Source organism: Bacillus tequilensis KCTC 13622, assembly GCF_000507145.1.
Taxonomy (GTDB): Bacteria; Bacillota; Bacilli; order Bacillales; family Bacillaceae; genus Bacillus; species Bacillus tequilensis.
The window spans coordinates 708,397-725,811 of the sequence record NZ_AYTO01000034.1; the positions used below are offsets into that span (position 1 = coordinate 708,397).

General features: G+C 41.4%; 16 protein-coding genes, 4 pseudogenes and 1 riboswitch. Of the genes and pseudogenes, 14 read left to right on the forward strand and 6 right to left on the reverse strand.

Annotated elements, in window-relative coordinates; all coding sequences use genetic code 11:
• Nucleotides 1–123 precede the first annotated feature (123 nt).
• The gene (locus tag V756_RS0115440) at nt 124–528 is read left to right on the forward strand and encodes a UPF0715 family protein (RefSeq protein ID WP_024715447.1); all 405 of its coding nucleotides are present in this window, start codon (nt 124–126) and stop codon (nt 526–528) included.
• A 337-nt stretch (nt 529–865) separates the two neighbouring features.
• Here V756_RS0115440 and V756_RS0115450 read toward each other — a convergent pair whose 3' ends face one another.
• Both V756_RS0115450 and V756_RS0115455 read right to left on the reverse strand, forming a co-directional pair.
• On the reverse strand, nt 866–1,159 hold the full coding sequence (locus V756_RS0115450) for a hypothetical protein (RefSeq protein ID WP_024715448.1): 294 nt from the start codon (nt 1,157–1,159) through the stop codon (nt 866–868).
• A gap of 100 nt (nt 1,160–1,259) precedes the next feature.
• Entirely contained in the window at nt 1,260–3,302 is a 2,043-nt protein-coding gene (locus V756_RS0115455; protein WP_024715449.1) for a molybdopterin oxidoreductase family protein, read from the reverse strand.
• Between the two features lie 148 nt (nt 3,303–3,450).
• Nucleotides 3,451–3,529, forward strand: a riboswitch (SAM riboswitch).
• Nucleotides 3,530–3,611: 82 nt separating this feature from the next.
• On the opposite strand from V756_RS0115455, the pseudogene V756_RS1000000124545 reads away from it, so the two are divergent.
• The 9 genes and pseudogenes from V756_RS1000000124545 to V756_RS1000000124560 form a co-directional block, all read left to right on the forward strand.
• Nucleotides 3,612–3,843 (forward strand): annotated as a pseudogene (locus V756_RS1000000124545) (hydroxyacid dehydrogenase); the annotation flags it as partial.
• Between the two features lie 275 nt (nt 3,844–4,118).
• Nucleotides 4,119–4,670, forward strand: coding sequence for a MarR family winged helix-turn-helix transcriptional regulator (locus V756_RS0115465; protein WP_024715451.1), 552 nt, complete (start codon nt 4,119–4,121; stop codon nt 4,668–4,670).
• A gap of 13 nt (nt 4,671–4,683) precedes the next feature.
• Nucleotides 4,684–5,620, forward strand: a pseudogene (locus V756_RS01000000122550) (ABC transporter ATP-binding protein).
• A gap of 9 nt (nt 5,621–5,629) precedes the next feature.
• Nucleotides 5,630–6,376: an ABC transporter permease gene (locus V756_RS0115475; RefSeq protein ID WP_024715452.1), complete on the forward strand. Its 747-nt coding sequence runs from the start codon at nt 5,630–5,632 to the stop codon at nt 6,374–6,376.
• A pseudogene (locus V756_RS01000000122555) lies at nt 6,370–7,361 on the forward strand (ABC transporter permease). The gene V756_RS0115475 and the pseudogene V756_RS01000000122555 overlap by 7 nt, the downstream one beginning before the upstream one ends.
• A gap of 475 nt (nt 7,362–7,836) precedes the next feature.
• The gene (locus V756_RS0115485) at nt 7,837–8,667 is read left to right on the forward strand and encodes a lipase family protein (RefSeq protein ID WP_024715453.1); all 831 of its coding nucleotides are present in this window, start codon (nt 7,837–7,839) and stop codon (nt 8,665–8,667) included.
• Between the two features lie 24 nt (nt 8,668–8,691).
• Complete coding sequence (locus V756_RS0115490; RefSeq protein WP_024715454.1) at nt 8,692–9,561, forward strand: lipase family protein; 870 nt, start codon at nt 8,692–8,694, stop codon at nt 9,559–9,561.
• The gene (locus V756_RS1000000124555) at nt 9,524–10,246 is read left to right on the forward strand and encodes an arylsulfotransferase family protein (RefSeq protein ID WP_050585662.1); all 723 of its coding nucleotides are present in this window, start codon (nt 9,524–9,526) and stop codon (nt 10,244–10,246) included. The genes V756_RS0115490 and V756_RS1000000124555 overlap by 38 nt, the downstream gene beginning before the upstream one ends.
• Before the next feature lie 128 nt (nt 10,247–10,374).
• A pseudogene (locus tag V756_RS1000000124560) lies at nt 10,375–10,875 on the forward strand (arylsulfotransferase family protein); the annotation flags it as partial.
• Between the two features lie 231 nt (nt 10,876–11,106).
• On the opposite strand, the gene V756_RS0115500 reads toward V756_RS1000000124560, so the two are convergent.
• From V756_RS0115500 to V756_RS0115510, 3 genes are all read right to left on the reverse strand, one after another.
• The gene (locus V756_RS0115500) at nt 11,107–11,640 is read right to left on the reverse strand and encodes a GNAT family N-acetyltransferase (RefSeq protein WP_024715455.1); all 534 of its coding nucleotides are present in this window, start codon (nt 11,638–11,640) and stop codon (nt 11,107–11,109) included.
• Between the two features lie 68 nt (nt 11,641–11,708).
• Nucleotides 11,709–12,458 carry a hypothetical protein gene (locus V756_RS0115505; protein ID WP_024715456.1) on the reverse strand — a complete coding sequence of 250 codons (750 nt, stop codon included), beginning with the start codon at nt 12,456–12,458 and terminating at the stop codon, nt 11,709–11,711.
• Between the two features lie 69 nt (nt 12,459–12,527).
• Nucleotides 12,528–12,833, reverse strand: a complete 306-nt coding sequence (locus V756_RS0115510; protein ID WP_024715457.1) for a DUF948 domain-containing protein — start codon at nt 12,831–12,833, stop codon at nt 12,528–12,530.
• Between the two features lie 152 nt (nt 12,834–12,985).
• Here V756_RS0115510 and V756_RS0115515 point away from each other — a divergent pair, with 152 nt between their 5' ends.
• The 4 genes from V756_RS0115515 to proB all read left to right on the forward strand — a co-directional run bounded on the left by V756_RS0115515 (nt 12,986) and on the right by proB (nt 16,463).
• A complete protein-coding gene (locus tag V756_RS0115515; protein ID WP_024715458.1) occupies nt 12,986–13,702 on the forward strand; it encodes a 3-ketoacyl-ACP reductase in 717 nt (238 codons plus the stop codon).
• 241 nt (nt 13,703–13,943) lie between these two features.
• The gene (gene rtp / locus V756_RS0115520; protein WP_024715459.1) at nt 13,944–14,312 is read left to right on the forward strand and encodes a replication termination protein; all 369 of its coding nucleotides are present in this window, start codon (nt 13,944–13,946) and stop codon (nt 14,310–14,312) included.
• Between the two features lie 145 nt (nt 14,313–14,457).
• Nucleotides 14,458–15,351, forward strand: a complete 894-nt coding sequence (gene proC / locus V756_RS0115525; protein WP_081719874.1) for a pyrroline-5-carboxylate reductase — start codon at nt 14,458–14,460, stop codon at nt 15,349–15,351.
• Complete coding sequence (proB, locus tag V756_RS0115530; RefSeq protein WP_024715461.1) at nt 15,348–16,463, forward strand: glutamate 5-kinase; 1,116 nt, start codon at nt 15,348–15,350, stop codon at nt 16,461–16,463. The genes proC and proB overlap by 4 nt, the downstream gene beginning before the upstream one ends.
• 48 nt (nt 16,464–16,511) lie before the next feature.
• On the opposite strand, the gene gltC is transcribed toward proB, so the two are convergent.
• Nucleotides 16,512–17,414, reverse strand: coding sequence for a glutamate biosynthesis transcriptional regulator GltC (gltC, locus tag V756_RS0115535; protein ID WP_024715462.1), 903 nt, complete (start codon nt 17,412–17,414; stop codon nt 16,512–16,514).
• Between the last annotated feature and the right edge of the window lies 1 nt (nt 17,415).

The following is a 17,415-nucleotide window of genomic DNA, read 5'->3' on the forward strand; positions in this document are numbered from 1 at the left end:
TCAGCGTATTTTCTAATAAAAGAACGTATTTTTGGAACCTTTTATTAACGCATGTCGTATAGGATGTTGGGGATGAAATGAGGATTAAACAGTATTGAGAATCATCAAGCAGGAGGTGAAAAAATGAAAAAAATCGTATCATATTATCTAAAGACATTAGGTCTATCCAGCCTTACGTTTGGTTTATTTTTAGGAATTTATTCTTTCGTTATGTATGGCGAGATGGTAATTGCATTGTTTACGGCAGCAATTGCTTTATTATACGGTTTTATGATGTATGGCATTTTCGCTTTTCCACTGCAAATGATGTTGCAGAAAAAAACGAGAACATTCAGTGTCATGTATCTATTGATTTACAGTGGGATAGCTTTTATCGCGGTTTTCCTGTTTTTGGTCATCGGTGACCCTGCGTCAATAGCATGGACATTGCAATCGTACATTTATTATATGTTATGTATTGCAGCTGCAGTGATTTACTGGTTCTGGGACTCTCTGATCCTTTATAAACGGACAGTTTCAGGCGTGTAAAGCAAACCAGAGAACTGAAGTTGAATATGGAAATTGACGGTGATTCGGGATATTGCACTAACATTGCTGCGTGAATTTCAAAGTTTAAAAAATAAATCCTCCGCGGATAAAGGTACATTATGGGGGCAAAATGAGATCATTCAACCCGAATTGGTTTGCTAAGTGTTTTACGATACATATGTTTATCAAGATCATCAATCAAAGGGGGATCATTGCGGAACGGGGATCTTGAGCCGTTTGAGGAAAGAATATTGATGGGGATTTATCGTTTATCACAGAGCTATACAGCAAAGCTGAGGAGAGCGTGACAATGAATCTCGCTCTCCTCAGTTTTGTTTTATTCACCTTGATGTTTCTCAACTAATGTGAATGTCCATTCTTTTAATAAATGTTTCTGCACATATTTTTTTCCGTTTATTTCGATGTAAGGAATGTCTGTCTTGTCCCCGGCTAACTGCTTTGCCTCTGCTGTCGTTATTCCTAAAAAATGTCCGATGTAAAAGAAAATATCCCGTTCCTTTATAAGCAAGATATCATTCTGTTCATTCCCTTTTTGATGGTTCATTTGCTTTAAGCCTTCACCGATAAAATATCCAGCCAAAGCAATACCGATTCCTAAAAAAACGTCCATGTGCATGCCTCCATTATGTCGATGTTATGTTATACGAGCTTGGCATACTCCGGGTTTCATATTTGAAAAAAAACAGCCAGAACGTGCACTAAGTGTTTTTTCACGCCTTTTCAATCTGCACGCGGCCTGAAAAAAAGGTGGCGCCGCCGCCCATATCGGATAAGCGGTCTGGGGTAAGCGCGTTTACAAGCTGTTTTTTTCCTGGTTCATCCGCCCATAATCCTTGGCTGACTACGACACCGGACAGCACTTGTTCCCCGACTGAAGCGGCAAGCTCGCATTCTCCCCGGCTGTTCCAAATTCGTACAGGATCTCCATCACCGATTCCGTATTTTTTAGCATCTTTTGTGTTGATAAAAAGCTTTGGCATCTTTTCAAGCTTGATATGCTTTGCATTGTTGGAAAACGTTGAGTTTAAGAAATTATGGTTTGGCGCCGGAACATACATAAACGGATACTCGTCATCGGATATAAGAGGGGTATATGTCGGTAAAGCCGGGAAGCCGTCTTGTTTCATTTTTTCTGAATATAATTCTATTTTTCCGCTTGGAGTCGGAAGTTTGCCTGGAAACAGGGGCTTTTCGCGTTTCGCTTTCATAAATGAAAACTTAGAAAGGGAATCGTAATCAATCTCAGTCAAATACGGATTATCTGGATGGTCAAGCGCCTGACGGATTAATTCTTCGTCTGAATCTTTGAGCTCCTGGTCTGTGAAATCCATTGCTTCAGCCAATAACCGGAACACCTCGGTGTTAGATTTGCTTTCACCATATCTCTCCATCACCGGCTGCTGAAGCTGAATGTAATGGTGCCAGTAGGAGGTATAAAAATCAGTATTTTCAAAAGCGGATGTTGCAGGGAGGACAATGTCCGCATATGCAGCCGTTTCCGTTAAAAACAAATCATGAACCACAGTGAACAGGTCTTCCCGCAATAAGCCCTGTCTGACTTTGTTAGCTTCTGGCGCAACAACGGCCGGATTCGTCCCATAAATAAAAAGAGAGCGAATAGGCGGTTCTGCTTCCAAAAGCACTTTGCCCAGCTGATTCATATTAAACGATCTTGGTGTGCGCCCCTTCAATAAGTCAGGCCGCTGCAAGGCATTTGTGTTATATTCTAAAATTCCGCTGTTATGCTTAATTGCGCCGCCTCCTGTGTGCAGCCATTGACCGGTGATCGCCGGAAGACAGGCAATCGTCCTTACAATCATCCCGCCGTTATCGTGATGCTGAATTCCGTTTCCAATTCTGATGAAAGAAGGGGAGGTTTCGCCGTACATTCTTGCCAGCTGATAAATATCTTCAGTGCTGACACCGGTGATCAGTGATACCTTTTCCGGATCATACTGTTTCACGTGTTCACGGAGCTTGTCATAGCCGACCGTGTATTCAGACAGGAATACGTCATCATGAAGGTTTTCTTTAAATAAAATGTGCATAATGCCAAGGGCAAGCGCGCTGTCCGTTCCGGGTTTTATAGGAATGAACCAATCGGCAAGACGGCCTGTCTGATTTTTATGAACATCAATCACGACAATTTTTGCACCTTGTTTTCGTGCTTTTTGAGCAATCGTAATTTGGTGCATGTTTGTGCTGACCGCATTGATTCCCCAAAAAATAAATAGTTTCGTATGAATGGTTTCCTCAGGATCGATTCCCGCGCTTATACCCATTGTATATTTATAGCCCTCAGATCCCGCCTTGCTGCAAATCGTCCGTTCTAACTGGCTTGAGCCCATGCGGTAAAAAAAGCGGCGGTCCATTCCTTCAGCCGTTAATTTCCCCATATTTCCGTAAAAGCTGTAAGGAAGTATGCTTTCAGCTCCCTCTTGATCAATCAGCTGTTTCCAGCGTGAGGTGATGGTATCGATCGCCTCTTCCCAAGAAATCGGTTCAAATATTGCTTTGCCTTTCACGCCTGTCCGTTTAAGCGGTACAGTCAGCCGCCTTTCATCATAGATGCGCTCAGTCATATTCCGGACTTTGTTGCATATGTTTCCGGCTGTGACAGGATGATCGGGATCACCTTGCACTTTCACAATTTTCCCGTCTTTTTTATGTATTAACAATCCGCATTGATCCGGGCAGTCAAGCGAGCAAACGGACTTAAAAATGCCATTTTGTTGTGTAGCAAAAGATTTCATGGCCCAGTTCCTCTCTCTAGTTAGATATTTTGTAAGAATTATAACATTTCGGATGATAACGTCAATTCTGAAAAAAATAGATTAACATCAATCTTTGACTTCTTTATGATAAACGTATTCTTTATTCTGAAAATGATATATTCAACATTTTCTATCCAGAGAGGTGGAGGGACTGGTCCAATGAAACCTTGGCAAATTCCAGCAAGCGTCAGCTTGAAAGATAGGAAAGCAAGGTTTATACCGGCGTCTGTCTGTAGACAGGGCACGCTTATATATGATCTCTTTCCATCTTCGGAAAGAGATTTTTTTATGAAAAATAGGATGAAAAGGATGTTTTGCACCATGCCGTTTTTGGTTACAGCACTATACAACAAAGAAGGACACAAAGAGCGAGCTTGAAACATTGTTCGGCTCGGTTTGTTATCAATCCTAGGAGGAGCAAGGCCGGGCATACCGGGAAGTTGAAATCATTCAGCTATTAAAAGAAACACATACGATAGGTTTGATTACTGAGCTCGATCAAGTAACAGAGAACGTATTTTGAACTGATGAAAGAGAGTGCGATTTTCGTCAATACTTCATGGTAAACCGCATTCATATACCTGTACCTGAGGAAAAAGCAGTACAGGAGGAATCATCTCCTCAATATGCATCTTAATCAGAAAGCGCCCTGTTTCAGGAGCGCTTTTTGTCCTTTTCTTGTGGAGAGAGCTGACAAACTTAACTTTCCTGAAGGAGAATAGACAATATGTTGACATTTAATCGAGAAGTGTTATGATGTTATAGACAATATATTGTCTAACAAGGAGGATGAGTATGGATTATTCTAAAGAACTGAAAGATTTATTTTTAATGCAACAGTCTTACGCTACACTTTTTTCTGTTTTAAACAAAATCCAATCACGCGGAGACGATTATTATGAAAGCTTAACGTCAAGACAATTTATGACGATGGTTGCCATACTGCATTTACCGGAAGAGGAAACGACATTTAACAACATCGCAAAAAAATTAGGCACTTCAAAACAAAACATTAACAGGCTTGTCAGCGGCATTGAAAAAAGAGGTTATGTCGCTACTGTACCAAGTAAACGCGACAAGCGAGCGGTGAATGTGAAGATTACAGATTCAGGCAAGCGTGTTATGGAGGAATGCGGTGAAAAAGCAGTGTACTTTATGGCCGATCTATTTAAAGGGTTTTCTACGGAAGAGCTGAAAACATTGTGGGTTTTATTGAAGAAACTGTACAGCTTCGACGGAGAAGAACAGGATGGTTTTGAAGAAAATGCAGCTGATTTTGACATTGAACAAAATCGGGATCATTTAAAAACATATTTATTGCAGGAATTTGCAAAACGGAGAATGTAAAAAGGAGAAATATATGAACAACATGGCGGCTGTAGAAGATTTGAAAATACAGTACGGAAACAAAACAGCGGTAAATGGGATTTCTTTTGAAGTGAGAGAGGGGGAAGTTCTTGGCTTGTTAGGCCCAAATGGTGCTGGGAAAAGCACCACCACACGTGTTATCCGGAGTATTGTCGGCCAGTTCTGGCAACGTGACAATACTGGGCCACAATGTGAAAAAAGGGTCAAAGGAAATGAAGAAAGGCATCGGAATTGTACCTCAAGATATCGCGATTTACGAGGAAATTTCCGCTGAGAAAAATGTTCGTTTTTTTGCGAGTCTTTATTCTCTTAGAGGAGAAGAACTGAAAGCCCGAGTCAAAGAGGCTTTGGAGCTCGTACAGCTATATGACCGGAAAAATGACAAGCCTAAGACGTTTTCAGGCGGGATGAAAAGAAGATTAAATATCGCGTGTGCCATTGCCCATCAACCGAAATTGATTATCCTGGACGAGCCCACTGTAGGAATCGATCCGCAATCCCGGCATCACATTTTGGAATCGATAAAAGAGCTGAAATCAAGAGGAGCTAGCATTATTTACTCGACACATTATATGGATGAAGTCGAGGCGATTGCAGATCGCATTATAATCATGAATGAAGGGAGAATCATTGCCAATGGAACAAAAGAAGAGCTGTACAAAGAAGTGAATAAAGAAATGACATATGCTTTTCAGCTGGCACATGTTCAGAAATTAAATAAAAACGCTATTAGAAAAATCAAAGGAGTGACAGAAGTTGATTTCTCTGACCATCAACTACAAGTGACCGTTCAGCAAAACCAGGATCACCTGAGTGAAATCATAGCAGAATTGGGTGCCCAAGGCTGCGGCATCCTAAGCATGAACAAAAAAGAGGCATCGTTAGAAACAGTATTTTTAGAGCTGACGGGAAGAAATTTAAGAGATTAGGAGAGCAAAATGAGTCTGTTAAAATTGATAACGTTTGATTTTATGAATATTATAAGGAATCCGGTTCTTGTGATCGCCAATACGGTCTTTCCTTTCGTTCTTATTCTGATCATGGGCTTTGTGACGAAAAACAGCTTTGGAGCAGGCGAGGTCAGTTCGTATGATTATTATGGAGTGAATATGATGGTTTTTGCTGCAACACTGATCGCTATGACCGCCTCTAATACGTTTATGGAGGAAAAGGTGAAGAAAGCGAACCTCCGTATTGTATATGCGCCCGTTTCGACAACCGATATTTATCTTTCTAAATTACTATCAACCTGGATATTTAGTGTCATCATGTACAGTTTGAATGTGTTGATCGCCCAGACAATGTTTCATTTGAACTTTGGCGGACAACATCTTCCCTATTTGATGCTCTTATTGTATGTATTTTTATTTTTTGGTTGTTGTTTTGGTACAATGTTTTGCAGTTTGTTCAAAAATGAAGAACAGGCGAACGGGTTTATGCAAATTCCGATAGCCTTTTTTATTTTCTTTGGCGGCGTTTTTTTCGGGATTCATAGATTGGGAGAAGTCGTCAATCATATATCACTACTTTCTCCGGTTAAATGGGTAACAGAGTGTTCATTTCATCTTATTTATGATCACAATTCCAGTATGCTGCTGCCTGTTATGTCAGGACTATTTTTTGCTTCAATCATTTGTATTGCCGTTTCACATGTTACATGTAAGTCGGAGGGATATGTATGCTGAGTCTATTTCAAAACAGATGGGAGCGAATCTTGACCAAAAAAGCGATTATCATCATTACAGTGATCATTGTCCCTCTGATGGTTGGTGTTGCGATTATGTTTTCCGGAAAGCCGATTTTCAAAGAAACGATTGCTTTTGTAACAGAGCAGGACGACGTACAGCATATGCCGAGTGATTTGCCATTAGAGTGGTGGCGGTACATCAGAAGCCGACGTTTTCTGATCTGGTGTTAGGGAAATATGCAGCTATCGTAGAAAAAAATCAAGGTGATTACAAAGTAACCACGTTGAAAAGTAAAGCGGATCAAAAGAGAATTCAGCAATTTTTTAAAACTGGAAAAATGCGAGGCGGCTACTTGGGAGAGGATGAATTAAGGGCTGAAAGGGGAACAGGAACGAATATCTTGGGCTTTATCGTAATGCTTGTTTTGATGCAAGGTGTGGCATTAGCTTCGTTATATCCAGAAGACCGAATGCTCAAAACCTTTAGAAGGATTTTGGTGTCTCCCGTACATGTGGGGAAATATTTGCTTGTTCAATTTATCTTTACGTTTTTATGTCTATACATACCCACTTACTTGGCCATCGTGATTACAAAAGTATTTTTCCATGCTGACATTGGTTTCCGTTTGGACATTCTTGCTGGGCTACTGGGTGTTCTAATCATGCTTGCAACAGGATTTGCTATCTTTATGGCTTCTGTTATGGACCGAAACATCAGTTTGGTGTCAAGCGGTATCAGTGTGGTCACATGTGTATTGTCAGGCTGTTTTCTTTCTTTTGCTCCGCATCATCCATTGTTGAATACGCTTTGTGCGATACTGCCGCAACAAGCGTATATGACTTTTATTCACGGGGTAGAAATGGGACATACAATGTGGGAATACAAAACTCAAGTTGTTTATATTTTGATGTGCTCGGCTGTATTTTGTTTCCTTGGAGGTTTTATCACAAGAAGAAGGACTATTAAAGGGATTTATGAATAGTGCAGATGAACATGAGATGTATAGGTTTCTGTGCATCTTTTTTACTTGTTGTTTATGCTGTATCAATCATTATGTTATAAAAGTTTAGAGGTGAAATCTGATCAAGAATCGGGTGCAGCTTCACCGATATTGTTTGCTGTCGCATGCAGCTGGCCATAGCCGCTATCGTCGCTGGCAAAAATCACTTCATCTTGTTGAGTTGTCAATTGGCATTGTGATCACGATTACAAATTTGTTATGTGTTAGACTTGTTTCTGCTTGTACCGAACGGTATATTGTTGTTTTACGGTGACTCTTGCTGTAGTGATGAAGGCTCTTGTAGTGTTCCATTTGTTGTTATTCCTCCACTAAGTAACTTTCCCGTTTCATTACCAAAATCCCCGTTAATATCACCATCATTAGCAATTCCGGGTTTTCATTCATATGGTAGCGTAAACCTCATATTTACCTATATTAAGAAAGGAATTGCGTATATATGGATTTTCCGGATGAAAACAGTATTTTTAATAGCAAATCCGCAATATTTCTTGCAGCAATGAGCTATCAGACATATCCATTCTTTTTAGAAGGGAAACTTATCTTACCAGAAGGCTTTAAACTTCGATATACCATTCGTGGTTTTGCTGACGTAGAGAATCCTGCGGAAGAAGTATTCGGTTTTATTGCTGAGTCGCAAGATCAAATCGTTATAGCGTTTAGAGGATACGCAGCATATCCTAAGGATCTTTTAGCATCATATGACATATTTCAAGTTCCCTATCCCTACGTTAAAAATGGCGGAAAGACCTCTCGCGGATTTACATGTCTTTATCAATCAACAAGAAACAATTTACTCAGACAAATAAACAAACTTTCCACGTCAAAAAAACTGTTTGTTACTGGACACAACTACGGAGGAGCCTTGGCAACATTAGCTGCTTTTGATATTGCAGTGAACACTGGGTTTAATCATCCGTTCTTGTATACGTATGGCAGTCCGCGTATCGGTGACCCTGTCTTTGCTTCTCAATTCAATCAAGTGGTGAAAAACAGTTTGCGAATTGTAAATATTCATGACTCTTTTCCAACTTTCCCCGCAAAAAAGTATCCACCACCTTTTACGGAGGAAGGATTATACTATCACCATGTAAAAACAAAGTATCCAATCTCTTTTCAGTTGAATAATACGCCGCGTAATGATGCGATTGCCTGTTATTTTAAATACCTCAGTAAAATGAATCCAGATTTCTCCGAAATATTATGTGATAAAAATCCAGGGTTTTGTCCTGATACTGAAATGTGTACTCCGTTTCGAGGAACATGCTAGGAATATACGAAAGGAGCTGCGTGGATGAATAGTTCAAACTTATACTATATGTTTAACCGTGAGGATTCGATATTGTTATCGGCCATGATCTACCAGTCATATCAACTCTTTGAAAAGGAACCACTTGTCTTGCCAAAAGGATATAGCCTTCGATATACGATACGAGCTCTTGCGGGTGTTGAGGAGCCGGAATCTGAAGTATTTGGTTTTATTGCCGAGTCACAAGATCACATCATTGTCACTTTTAGAGGAACCCGAACATTTAAGGACAATGAGTCGGACCAGGACTTATATCAAGTGCCATATCCTTTTGTCAGACATGCAGGAAAAACCCATCGTGGATTTACATGTATTTATCAATCGACAAGAAATGAATTGATCGGGGAATTAACCAAGCTTTCTGCAACAAAAAGATTATTAGTCGCAGGCCATAGTTTAGGCGGAGCTTTAGCCGTGTTAGCTGCTTTTGATATTGCGGTGAATACCCGATTTAAACATCCTTTTGTGTATACGTATGGCAGCCCTCGAGTCGCTGACCCTCTCTTTGCATCCCAGTTCAATCATAAGGTAAAGAATAGTATTCGTATTTACAATGTCCATGACATTATTCCTACCTTGCCGGATCAAGCATATCCGCCTCCGTTTACAAAGCAAGGCTTATTCTATCAGCATGTAGACAAGAAGGTTACGCTCTCTTTCCAGCTGAACAGTTTACCTGTTCGCAATCATGAGATTGTCTGTTATTTTAAAAACCTCAGCCAACAAAATCCTGCCTTTTCCAAATCATTATGTGATGAAAACCCGGGATTTTGCCCCGATACGGAATTATGCGTTCCATTTATGGGGATATGCAGTGATGAGGCATCCGCAAATCATTCAAGCTCACAAGAATAGAACTTTGGTTTCGGCTCCTGCCTTGCACCCCATGAAGGTTTCTATAAATGTCAACAAGCCAGGAACAGCACCAGGCTTAATATTCGTTGCCCCCTATACTGTGTTCGAGTCGACTATGGTTGGGCAAACAGGTGCTCTGATCATAGATCAAGCTGTTAACCCAGTCTGGTTTAGACCTCTTGATAGTCGATTTACACAAAATACGGACTTTAGAGTACAATCCTACAAAGGGGAACCCGTTCTTACCATGTGGCAAGGAACAATATCTGGAACTCAGTCTGCAGATCCTAATCTACCGGCGGGGGATCTGGAACCTGGAGCTTTTTTTCAAATTATAAATCAGAATTATAAAGTGATTAAGAAACTCACCGCCAAAAAGGGATTTACCTCTGATGTCCACGAGTTTACGATTACAAAGCAAGATACCGTTTTGTTTACTGCTGTGAAACAAGTGCTAGCGGATCTCACATTGTATGGAGGTCCGGCAGATGGGTATTTTGACAATTATTCCATTCAGGAAGTTGATCTTGAGACAGGAGAGCTTCTTTTCTTCTGGGGTGTGCTTGCTCACGTTGATCCTGAAGACTCAATGTTACCTGCGTCATCTGCCGCAAGCTCTCATAATATTTGGGATTGTTTCCACGTGAATTCAGTTGAGGAAGGCGGGACAATACACTTCTCATAAGCATGCGTAATATGTGGGCGATTTATTTAGTTGATAAGAAAACAGGAAAGATTGGCAGGTAGCTTGGTGGCAAAAAAAGTGACTTTACTTTTGATCCAAACGCAACATTTTCTTGGCAACAGGATGCACGTTTTAGGTCTCGAACTCGGATAAGTCTGTTTGATGATGCATGTTGCGCTTCTTCAAGCTCTCCGCCTGAGGGAGAAGCCCGTGGTTTAATCCTTCGGCTCGATTTCCATAACATGACTGCAAAAGCAGATCGAACTTATTATCATGGTCCAGAGCTGTATGTTCCAAGTCAAGGAAATGTTCAGAAACTATCAAATGGAAATCAATTCGTCGGCTGGGGACAGGAACCGTATCTTTCTGAATATAGGAGTACCGGTAATAGTGAAAAAGATCCTACGTTGAATTGGTTATATGATATGCAGTTTCCGGATCAAAATCTTTCATATAGGGCGTTTAAGGACAAATGGGTAGGTTTGCCGCTTTATCCACCCAGCATTGCCGTAAATCCATTGTGTGAAGATGCAGCCATTGTTTATGCATCATGGAACGGTTCGAGTGAAACTGCAGCTTGGCAAGTATTAGCGCTGGTCCAAAACCTAACAAATTGTCTGAGGTGGTAACCGGCGCTCATTGGACATCACAGATTATTCATGCGGAGCAAGAAAAAGAAGAACCACATGTTGTGATGTGATCTATCGTCCCGTGTTAGAGGCTGACTGCTGCCTCAAGGACTCGCTGACCTAAGGTTAGGCCAGCGAGCTTCAAGTCTTGCACGTACATGCAGGCGCAGTCACCAAGAAGAGTGTGTGTGAAAGGACGGGGGTCTGCATGCAGATAAAGAAAGGATTTGTTCATTCATTTGATTTTAAAATAGAATATACATTTGTATCATAAGGGATTCCATTTTGATACATGTATTGTCTTAAGACGCCTTCTTTTTGGAATCCCTTTTTGACGAGCAGTCGATTTGATGCTTTATTTTGGATAAATACAACTGCGCCAATACGCGTCAGGCCAAGGGAAGAAAACCCGTAGGATATAACCTCCGAAATAGCTTCTGATGCAAATCCGTTTCGCCAATGCGCTGGAATGATTTCGTATCCGAGTTCTGCACGCTTGTGCTTTTGAGCCAAACCATGGAATCCGATTGTTCCGATCAATTCTTTAGTGTTTCTTCTTTCTATTCCCCATCGTATACCGCGTTTCTCTTGATAAAGAGCGGCAAACGTTTTGACCATTGAAACGGCCTGTTCTATAGATTCCATGTTTTCTAGTCCGTAATAGCGTGTCACCTCATCGTTTGAAAAGCAGGAAAAAATGGCTTCTGCATCTTGATCTGTGATTTGCCTAAGTGTCAGCCGCTCCGTTTCTAATACGGGAAACATTTCACCACTCCCCATGTTTGTGTTTTTGTTTATCATATCCCTTTTATTTCCTCATTTCTATAGTGAACTTAGACCCCTAGGGAGGCAAAGGAACGAATCTGTCTTTCTAATTGCTTTTTGTTTTGGCTGAATTGTTTCAAACGATGGCCGTTTGCGCCTGATGGATGAGGGAAGCCATGAAGGCAGAAAAGGTTCTTGAGGCTGTGTGGGCCGATCAGTGTTCCGCAGACTGTTTCGGCTGCTTTTCCCAGCGGAATGAGAAGAGCCGGTCCCGTCACTTTATTGAGCTCCGCAGGAAAGTGCCCAAAAGCATAGGTGCTTAGGATTGGAGAGCGAGTGATGGCCGGTCTGTATCCGGTATAGTTTTTTTGCTGAACGAAGACGGGATATTTGATAACGGAAGTAGTATGAAGCATATGCCGCAAGTCTCCAAAAAGCTGTGCGGCACTTTGAATGCCTAAAGCTTGAGGAAGCCCGCATAAATTGAGCATGGTAATAAGGTTATGCCTCAGCGAACCTGAAAGACCCGCCGCTTTTTTCGTGTCTGCCGCCATTTGCTCGAGAGATCGGCCCTCCCGCAGGCTTTCTGCAGCTGTTTCATACGCTGTTTTCATCTGTGAAAAACCTGGCGTGATTCCGGCAATCACAATCGAGGCCGCCCGGTTGATATATTCATTATGAGGTGAATAATAGATGCCAAGTTCGTTTTCCTGATGGAGACGAAATGAATCAGTAAGCAAATCGGATTTTGTAAGGGAAGAAGGGAGAGAAGGCAGTTTCTCTGCGAACTTCTCTAAACAGCAGCGGTTTATCATCAAGTTGTAAGCCTCCTCAAAAATAATATCCCATTGTCCATTCTGGTCGTAACAACGGGATATCATTCATCTTTATCTGCTATTAAAATGTCCTGCCTGCCACACTTCTTTGACTGCTTGAGGAACTTCTTTCACTTCAGCTACAGTCTGCTGAAAGGTACTTTTTTTCATTTGAACATCATGCTGAATCCTTTTTTGTTTTTGCGTCAGCAGCTGGGCTTCCGTTTTTAATCCTTCGATTTGTTTTTGCATGTCCTGCGTAACAGAGGTGAGTTCTTTCAGTGTCGGGTCAATCTTTTTCTTATTTTGAATCACATGAACCCCTAAGAAAATGATAGAAAATGCCAATACTGCGAGACTAATATAAACAATAACCATATGTTCACTCCTTTTTCTTTTGTCATTACCCTGTTTCCGTTTTTTTTAATCCGAAGAAATGATGGTGTCACAGTTCGTTTCATTTGCGTATTGGATTTATTCTACTTATAATGTGATATCGTACATAGATAAGCAAAGAAAGGGTGCTTCAATTGCAAAGTTTACAAAATAAAACCGCTCTTATTACAGGCGGAGGCAGAGGGATCGGCCGCGCTACAGCTCTTGCTCTTGCGAAAGAAGGCGTCAATATCGGGTTAATCGGCCGGACTGCTGCAAATGTTGAAAAAGTGGCTGAAGAAGTCAAAGCGCTTGGTGTAAAAGCTGCATTTGCTGCTGCAGATGTAAAAGATGCCGACGAAGTAAATCAAGCTGTAGCTCAAGTGAAGGAACAGCTCGGTGATATTGACATCCTCATTAATAACGCTGGAATCAGCAAATTTGGCGGTTTCTTAGACCTGTCAGCTGACGAGTGGGAAAATATTATAAATGTCAACCTAATGGGTGTGTACCACGTGACTCGCGCGGTGCTTCCGGAAATGATCGAACGCAAAGCCGGAGACATCATTAATATTTCATCTACAGCGGGCCAAAGAGGAGCTGCTGCAACAAGTGCTTACAGTGCTTCTAAATTTGCGGTTCTCGGTTTAACAGAGTCTCTTATGCAAGAAGTGAGAAAACACAATATCAGAGTCAGCGCGTTAACACCAAGCACTGTCGCAAGTGATATGTCGATCGAACTGAACTTAACAGACGGTAATCCTGAGAAAGTGATGCAGCCAGAGGATCTTGCGGAGTACATGGTGGCACAATTGAAACTGGATCCGCGAATTTTCATCAAAACTGCTGGATTGTGGTCAACAAATCCGTAAAATCAAAAGCCTGTCCTGCGACAGGCTTTTTTATTTTTAATTGAAGAAAAAAGGAGTATCATTTAACTAATAAAACTATATACTAAATTTTCATTGTTGCATTTTTGTCCCATTACACATATAAACAGCAACCATATACATTTTCTTCATTATCAGCTTTCATTAAAGAAGGAAAACAATAAGACAAAATTGAATATTTAGTACATAGTGTGCTCAGTTGACAGAAGAAGGAGTGAAAATAATGAAAGAAGAAAAAAGAAGTTCAACTGGCTTTTTGGTTAAACAGCGCGCATTTTTGAAACTTTATATGATAACAATGACAGAGCAAGAGAGACTCTACGGACTAAAGCTGCTTGAAGTGCTTCGCTCTGAATTTAAAGAGATTGGTTTTAAACCAAACCATACAGAAGTATACCGATCTTTGCATGAGCTTCTTGATGACGGGATATTAAAGCAAATCAAAGTAAAAAAAGAAGGGGCTAAGCTCCAGGAAGTCGTCCTTTATCAATTCAAAGACTATGAAGCTGCCAAACTATATAAAAAACAGCTGAAGGTTGAGCTGGACCGCTGTAAAAAACTGATTGAAAAAGCGATTTCAGATAACTTTTAATGTGAAAAAACACCCGCACAGCATTGATCATCGGGTGTTTTCTGCTGTTCATTATACATAATTGTCGAAAAGAAACAATACAAATCAATGATGACCTTCAAACTTGACATCATTTCCTCACGTGGTAACATTTTAAACGTGTGAAATGCGAACAAAAAAGCGAACGAAGGAGATGTTACCGATCTTTGATCAAAAGAAAATAGCCTTTATAGGAGCAGGATCTATGGCCGAAGGAATGATATCAGGTATCATCCGTGCCAACAAAATCCCGAAACAAAACATCTGCGTTACAAACCGCAGCAATACAGAGCGATTAGCTGAACTTGAACTTCACTATGGCATCAAAGGCGCAGCGCCGAATGATTTATGTATGGAAGACATGGATGTACTTATTTTGGCAATGAAGCCAAAAGACGTCGAAAGCGCTCTGTCATCGCTAAAATCACGTATTCAACCCCATCAGCTCATATTGTCGGTCCTTGCCGGCATAACCACCTCTTTTATTGAACAATCATTGCTTAATCAACAGCCGGTTATCAGAGTGATGCCTAACACATCCAGTATGATCGGCGCTTCTGCAACAGCCATTGCGCTTGGCAAATATGTATCAGATGACCAGAAAAAGCTGGCAGAAGTATTGCTTGGATGCATGGGTGAAGTCTATACCATTCAAGAAAACCAAATGGACATATTCACCGGAATTGCCGGCAGCGGTCCCGCTTATTTTTATTATTTAATGGAATTCATTGAAAAAGCAGGCGAGGAGGCGGGCCTCGATAAACAGTTATCACGCAGCATCGGTGCACAGACGTTTTTAGGTGCCGCAAAAATGCTCATGGAAACAGGAGAACAGCCTGAGGTCTTAAGAAACAATGTCACGTCACCGAATGGAACGACAGCTGCCGGGCTGCAAGCCTTGAAAAAGAACGGCGGCGGAGAGGCAATTTCTCAAGCGATTAAGCATGCCGCTAAGCGTTCAAAGGAAATCAGCAGCGATATCGAAAAAACAGCGGCCCTGCTAACAGGAGTGATAAAGTGACGCCTGATACAGACATGAAAAGAGTCGTTGTGAAGATTGGAAGCAGTTCTTTAACAAGCCTTCATGGTGAAATCAGCATTCGAAAATTAGAAGCGTTGGTTGACCAGGTCGTCAAACTCAAAGATGCAGGATATGAAGTGATTTTGGTCTCTTCAGGTGCAGTGGCGGCGGGATATCGGAAGCTCGGATTTATCCGAAGACCAGAGAAGCTTCCGGAAAAACAAGCTTCAGCTTCAATCGGTCAGGGCCTGCTGATGGAAGCTTATTCAAAGCTTTTTTTAGCACACGGCTATGTCGCATCCCAAATTTTAATTACGAGAAGCGATTTTTCTGATGAATATCGGTATAACAATGTTCGGAATACAATGAATGTACTGCTAGAACGAGGTATCATTCCGATCATAAACGAAAATGATACAGTGACTGTCAATCGGCTCAAGTTTGGCGACAATGATACGCTCGCAGCAAAAGTCGCAGGATTAATCGATGCGGATATGCTTGTGATTTTATCAGATATCGATGGATTATATGATGGCAATCCGCGTACAAATCCAGAAGCGAAAAGAGTACGGCGAGTGAGTGAAATAACGCCAGACCTCGAAGCATGCGCAGGTGATACTGACAGCTCCGTCGGTACGGGAGGCATGCGCTCTAAGCTTGATGCGTTTAAAATCGTCATGGCATCCGGCATTAAAGGATTTCTTGGTCAGGCAGATACCGGCGATATTTTATTTCAGGCCGTACATGAAAAGGCGGAAGGCACCTATTTTGAAGCAGAGGGAACGCTTCCGCTGAATCGTAAGGAGCAGTGGATCGCTTTTAATTCCGGCCCGGAAGGTGAAATGATTGTATCAGATGATTATTCACGAAGAGTAACAAACGGCCAATCGAGTTTATATCTGGACGGTGTACAGAAGATTAAAGGGAAGTTCAAAAGCGGATCGGTTGTTCGGCTGATGGATTCACAAGGGGCGGAAATCGGGCTCGGAATCGTCAATTATTCTTCTGTACAGCTTCAAGAACCTGAAAAGAGAAAAGAGCTGATAAACAAAGCTGTGATTGATCAGGAAGCGTTTGTTTGCCATGTGGATATATCTTTGTCTATAAATTAAATTGCAGCAAAAAACCCGAAGCTTCATATAGAAGCTCGGGTTCATTTTTTATTGATACTGCTCCAGCTTAGAAAAGAATTGAATAACAAACTCATAAAAGTCATTCGCAGAAGGCGCAAGCTCTCTGTTTTTCGGTTTTATGATTCCGACAGTTCGTTTTACTTGAGGGAACTCAATTGGAATCTTCACAGTAAAACGAGGTGTCGTTTCCGCAAAAGTGCTTTCCGGCAAAAGGGTAACGCCCATTCCAGCGGATACCAATCCTTTAATCGCATCCAAATCCTCACCCTCAGTAGAAACGAGAGGAGCAAAACCGGCTTGTTTGCAAGAATCAATTGCCATTTTTCTCAGCACAAATCCTTCCGGGAACAATACAAATTGGTCGTTGCGCAAATCGATTAAATGAACCGTTTTTTGTTTGGCAAGCGGATGATTTAATGGAACAAGCGCGTAAATTTTTTCTGTGAATAAAATTTTTCCCGTTATATCCGAGAAATTCGTCGGCACCGGTCCTAATAAGGCCAGATCAATATCGCGGGTTCTGACAGCTTCAATCAGAAACTTATAGGAGCCTTGGCGCAGCAAAAATTCGACGTGCGGATATTCTTCTTTAAATGCTGAAATGACGGTCGGCAAAAGCTGGCTCGCAAGGCTTGTAGGAAAGCCGATCTTTACCGTTCCGCGATGCGGGTCGAGATACTCATCAATTTGTTCTTTCGCATAATCAATGGCTTTCATCGCCGTTTTCACATGAAGCAAAAATTCTTTTCCGATCGGCGTGAGTTTGATGTTTCTTCCTTCACGCTCAAATAAAGTCACATTTAGTTCTTCTTCAAGATTTGCAATTTGTCTGCTGATTGCTGATTGGGCCACATGCAAATGATCAGCGGCTTCTGAAACGTGTTCACGTTCAGCCACCTCCATAAAATAACGCAGTTGGCGCAGCTCCATT

Coding starts and splice junctions, on each gene's coding strand:
- V756_RS0115440 (WP_024715447.1), top strand. CDS start 124: ATGAAAAAAATCGTATCATATTATCTAAAGACATTAGGTCTATCCAGC.
- V756_RS0115450 (WP_024715448.1), bottom strand. CDS start 1,159: ATGGACGTTTTTTTAGGAATCGGTATTGCTTTGGCTGGATATTTTATC.
- V756_RS0115455 (WP_024715449.1), bottom strand. CDS start 3,302: ATGAAATCTTTTGCTACACAACAAAATGGCATTTTTAAGTCCGTTTGC.
- V756_RS0115465 (WP_024715451.1), top strand. CDS start 4,119: ATGGATTATTCTAAAGAACTGAAAGATTTATTTTTAATGCAACAGTCT.
- V756_RS0115475 (WP_024715452.1), top strand. CDS start 5,630: ATGAGTCTGTTAAAATTGATAACGTTTGATTTTATGAATATTATAAGG.
- V756_RS0115485 (WP_024715453.1), top strand. CDS start 7,837: ATGGATTTTCCGGATGAAAACAGTATTTTTAATAGCAAATCCGCAATA.
- V756_RS0115490 (WP_024715454.1), top strand. CDS start 8,692: ATGAATAGTTCAAACTTATACTATATGTTTAACCGTGAGGATTCGATA.
- V756_RS1000000124555 (WP_050585662.1), top strand. CDS start 9,524: ATGAGGCATCCGCAAATCATTCAAGCTCACAAGAATAGAACTTTGGTT.
- V756_RS0115500 (WP_024715455.1), bottom strand. CDS start 11,640: ATGTTTCCCGTATTAGAAACGGAGCGGCTGACACTTAGGCAAATCACA.
- V756_RS0115510 (WP_024715457.1), bottom strand. CDS start 12,833: ATGGTTATTGTTTATATTAGTCTCGCAGTATTGGCATTTTCTATCATT.
- rtp (WP_024715459.1), top strand. CDS start 13,944: ATGAAAGAAGAAAAAAGAAGTTCAACTGGCTTTTTGGTTAAACAGCGC.
- proC (WP_081719874.1), top strand. CDS start 14,458: ATGCGAACAAAAAAGCGAACGAAGGAGATGTTACCGATCTTTGATCAA.
- gltC (WP_024715462.1), bottom strand. CDS start 17,414: ATGGAGCTGCGCCAACTGCGTTATTTTATGGAGGTGGCTGAACGTGAA.